Consider the following 3,562-nt stretch of genomic DNA (forward strand, 5'->3'; position numbering starts at 1 on the left):
AGGCGTTTGCTTAATGCAGGATCTTGGCGAGAAAATCTTTTGCCCGCTCGGATTTTGGATTGGCGAAGAAATCCTCCTTGGCGGAGTCCTCGACGATTTTCCCCTCATCCATAAAGATCACTCGGGTCGCAACCTTGCGCGCAAAGCCCATCTCGTGGGTAACCACCATCATGGTCATTCCCTCCTGCGCCAGCTCCACCATGACGTCCAGCACCTCATTGATCATCTCAGGATCGAGCGCAGAGGTCGGTTCGTCAAACAGCATCGCCACCGGATCCATGCACAGGGCGCGGGCAATGGCCACGCGCTGCTGCTGGCCGCCTGACAGCTGGGCCGGGAACTTATCGGCATGGGCAGAGAGACCGACGCGCTCCAGCAGCTTGAGACCTTTCTCGCGTGCCGCCGCCTTGTTGCGCTTCAGGACCTTCACCTGGGCGAGAGTGAGGTTTTCGATAATCGACAGGTGCGGGAACAGCTCAAAGTGCTGGAACACCATCCCAACGTGGGAGCGTAACTCGGCAAGATTGGTTTTCTTGTCGGTGACCTTGGTGCCGTTTACCAGGATTTCACCCTGCTGCACCGGCTCCAGGCCGTTGACGGTTTTAATCAGCGTTGACTTACCGGAGCCGGACGGCCCGCAAACCACCACCACTTCACCCTTTTTCACTTCCGTGGAGCAGTCGGTTAGCACCTGAAAGTGACCATACCATTTTGAAACGTTTTTCAGGGAAATCATTAAACTGTCCTTTTCTTCAGATAGCTGACCAACAGTGAAGCACTGAGACTAATTGCAAAATAGACCACGCCGGCAAAGAGGATCATCTCTACCTGAGTACCATCACGCTCACCGATGGTGGATGCGGTACGGAAGAAGTCCGCCAGGCTGAGCACGTACACCAGCGAGGTATCCTGGAACAGGACGATCCCTTGGGTGAGCAGCAGCGGCACCATGGCGCGGAAGGCCTGCGGCAGGATGATAAGCTTCATCGACTGCCAGTGGGTCATTCCAAGCGCCAGCGCCGCGCTGGACTGCCCGCGCGAGATACTTTGAATACCGGCGCGGATAATCTCCGAGTAGTAGGCCGCTTCAAACATCGAGAAGGCCACCATCGCCGAGATCAGACGGATATCGGTGGTTGGCGACAGCCCGAGCACGTTTTGCAGCAGACCCGGCACAATCAGATAGAACCACAGCAGCACCATCACCAGCGGGATAGAGCGGAACACGTTGACGTAGGCGGTGGCAAACCAGGCGAGCGGCTTAAAGCTCGACAGGCGCAGCACCGCCAGAATGGTGCCCCACACGATGCCGACCAGCACCGCAGTAATGGTAATTTTCAGGGTAATGACCAGCCCGTCCAGCAGGTAGGGCATCGCCGGGAGAATAGAACTCCAGTCAAATTCATACATGGTTATTTGCTCCCCATATTGCCCGGCAGGCGAACTTTACGTTCCACCAGATTCATTACCAGCATAATGAAGGCGTTAATGAGCACGTAGGCGAGGGTGATCGCGGTAAAGGATTCCCAGGCGTGGGCGGAGTAGTCCAGCAGCTTGCCCGCCTGCGCAGCCATATCCACCAGTCCAATGGTCGAGGCGATGGCGGAGTTTTTCACCAGGTTCATCATCTCGGAGGTCATCGGCGGCACAATCACGCGATAGGCGTTAGGCAGCAGCACGTAGCGGTAGGTCTGCGGCAGCGTCAGCCCCATCGCCAGCCCGGCGTTCTTTTGCCCGCGCGGCAGCGACTGAATCGCGGCCCGCACCTGCTCACAGACGCGCGCGGCGGTAAACAGTCCCAGACAGATCATCGACGAGAGGAAGAACTGAATATTCGGGTCGAGCTCTGACTTGAACCACATGCCGAGATCTTCCGGCAGCAGCTCAGGCACCACAAGGTACCAGGTGAAGAACTGCACGATCAGCGGAACGTTACGGAACAGCTCAACGTAGAGCGTACCGAGCCCGGAGAGGAGACGGTTGGGCACGGTGCGGAGAATACCGAACAGCGAGCCGACAAGAAATGCGATGATCCAGGCGGTAATCGACAGCGCGACCGTGACCTGAAAACCGCTCCACAGCCAGCCTAAATAGGTGGTGTTGCCGAACGGGGCCTGTTGCAGAAAAATACCCCAGTTCCAGTCTATTGACATACATGTACCTCAGAAAAAAAAGGGTAGCAGCGCTACCCTCGAAGATTGGTGAGAAGCTTTACGCACCTTTTTATGCGTAAGCGTCGCGCCGGATGGGGGAACGACCCTCCAGCGTCTAGTCTGTCCGTGCTTCCCGTCAATCGAGAGGGCAGGAAAACCCGCCCTGTGTTTCTAGTTAGTTAAGTGCTTTGTCATTTGGCGTTTTGAACAGGGTCTGCATCTCGTTAGAGAGCTCGAAGTTCATGTTCAGGTTTTTCGGTGGGATAGGGTTCTTGAACCACTTATCAAACCACTTCGCCGCTTCGCCGGAGGTCTGCGCCTGGGCGATGGTGTCATCCATCAGCTTTTTGAACTGCGGGTCATCTTTACGCAGCATGCAGCCGTAGGCTTCTTCAGACTGCGGCTTGCCGACGATCTCCCAGTTGTCCGGCTTCTTCGCCTTCGCGCGTTCGCCAGCCAGCAGAGCATCATCCATCATAAAGGCCACCGCGCGGCCGCTCTCCAGGGTGCGGAAGGAGTCGCCGTGATCTTTCGCGCTGATGATGCGCATATCCATTTTCTGCTCGTCGTTGAGCTTGTGCAGCAGCACTTCAGAGGTTGTACCGGAGGTCACCACCACCGCTTTGCCTTTCAGATCCGGGAAGTCCTTGATGGCACCCCCTTTTTTCGCCAGCAGGCGGGTGCCGACCACGAAAATGGTGTTAGAGAAGGCGGCCTGCTTCTGACGTTCAAGGTTGTTAGTGGTGGAGCCACACTCGAAATCAAAGGTGCCGTTCTGCAGCAGCGGAATACGGTTCTGGGAGGTGATCGGGATCAGCTTGACCTGCAGATCGGGTTTGTTCAGCTGTTTTTTAACCGCTTCAACGATCGCGTTGGAGTAGTCCTGTGAGTAGCCAACCACTTTCTGCTGGTTGTCATAGTAAGAGAACGGGACGGAAGACTCACGGTGGCCGACCACGATCACACCGTTCTTGGCAATTTTATCCAGCGTGCTTCCGGCAGCTGGCGCGGCTGCGTCTTCGGCATGTGCCAGACCGGCGCTCATTCCCACTAACAGCATTGCCGCGGTCAGTTTACGTAATTGCATATCCAACTCCTTCATCATCAGCGCCAGGGACGCATTGATACCCAGTGTGTGTGTTTGTGTTGTTATATCCTGCAGCACAAGCATGCAGTGTTATGCGTGTTTGTTAACATTTAGTGTGGCTTGGTGTAAACATTTTGCTGCTTTATTGTTTCGTTTTGCGAAGCGCACCGCACCATTTCGAGGCATAAAACAGCGCTTGCACCTTTTTAGTGCTTCACGTGTTCACTGCAGGTGCACCGTTACGGCGCATCGGCAACGATCCGCAGCTGCCTGATAATATTAAGCAATTGCTGTGCCAGATTGGGGAAAAGAGAGGGGATTT

General features: G+C 55.6%; 4 protein-coding genes. All 4 read right to left on the reverse strand.

Going from position 1 to position 3,562, the window contains the following annotated elements:
• Positions 1–10 precede the first annotated feature (10 nt).
• The 4 genes from FN633_RS07070 to FN633_RS07085 all read right to left on the reverse strand — a co-directional run bounded on the left by FN633_RS07070 (position 11) and on the right by FN633_RS07085 (position 3,240).
• On the reverse strand, positions 11–736 hold the full coding sequence (locus tag FN633_RS07070; RefSeq protein WP_042392048.1) for an amino acid ABC transporter ATP-binding protein: 726 nt from the start codon (positions 734–736) through the stop codon (positions 11–13).
• Positions 736–1,410 (reverse strand): glutamate/aspartate ABC transporter permease GltK, encoded by a 675-nt coding sequence (gene gltK, locus FN633_RS07075; RefSeq protein ID WP_042392050.1) that lies wholly within the window; start codon positions 1,408–1,410, stop codon positions 736–738. Before gltK ends, FN633_RS07070 begins: the two co-directional genes overlap by 1 nt.
• A gap of 2 nt (positions 1,411–1,412) precedes the next feature.
• Positions 1,413–2,153, reverse strand: a complete 741-nt coding sequence (gene gltJ / locus FN633_RS07080) for a glutamate/aspartate ABC transporter permease GltJ (RefSeq protein WP_154057232.1) — start codon at positions 2,151–2,153, stop codon at positions 1,413–1,415.
• Positions 2,154–2,328: 175 nt separating this feature from the next.
• Complete coding sequence (locus tag FN633_RS07085; protein ID WP_042392054.1) at positions 2,329–3,240, reverse strand: amino acid ABC transporter substrate-binding protein; 912 nt, start codon at positions 3,238–3,240, stop codon at positions 2,329–2,331.
• Between the last annotated feature and the right edge of the window lie 322 nt (positions 3,241–3,562).

Origin of the sequence: Pseudescherichia vulneris (genome assembly GCF_902164725.1) — a bacterium.
GTDB lineage: Bacteria > Pseudomonadota > Gammaproteobacteria > Enterobacterales > Enterobacteriaceae > Pseudescherichia > Pseudescherichia vulneris.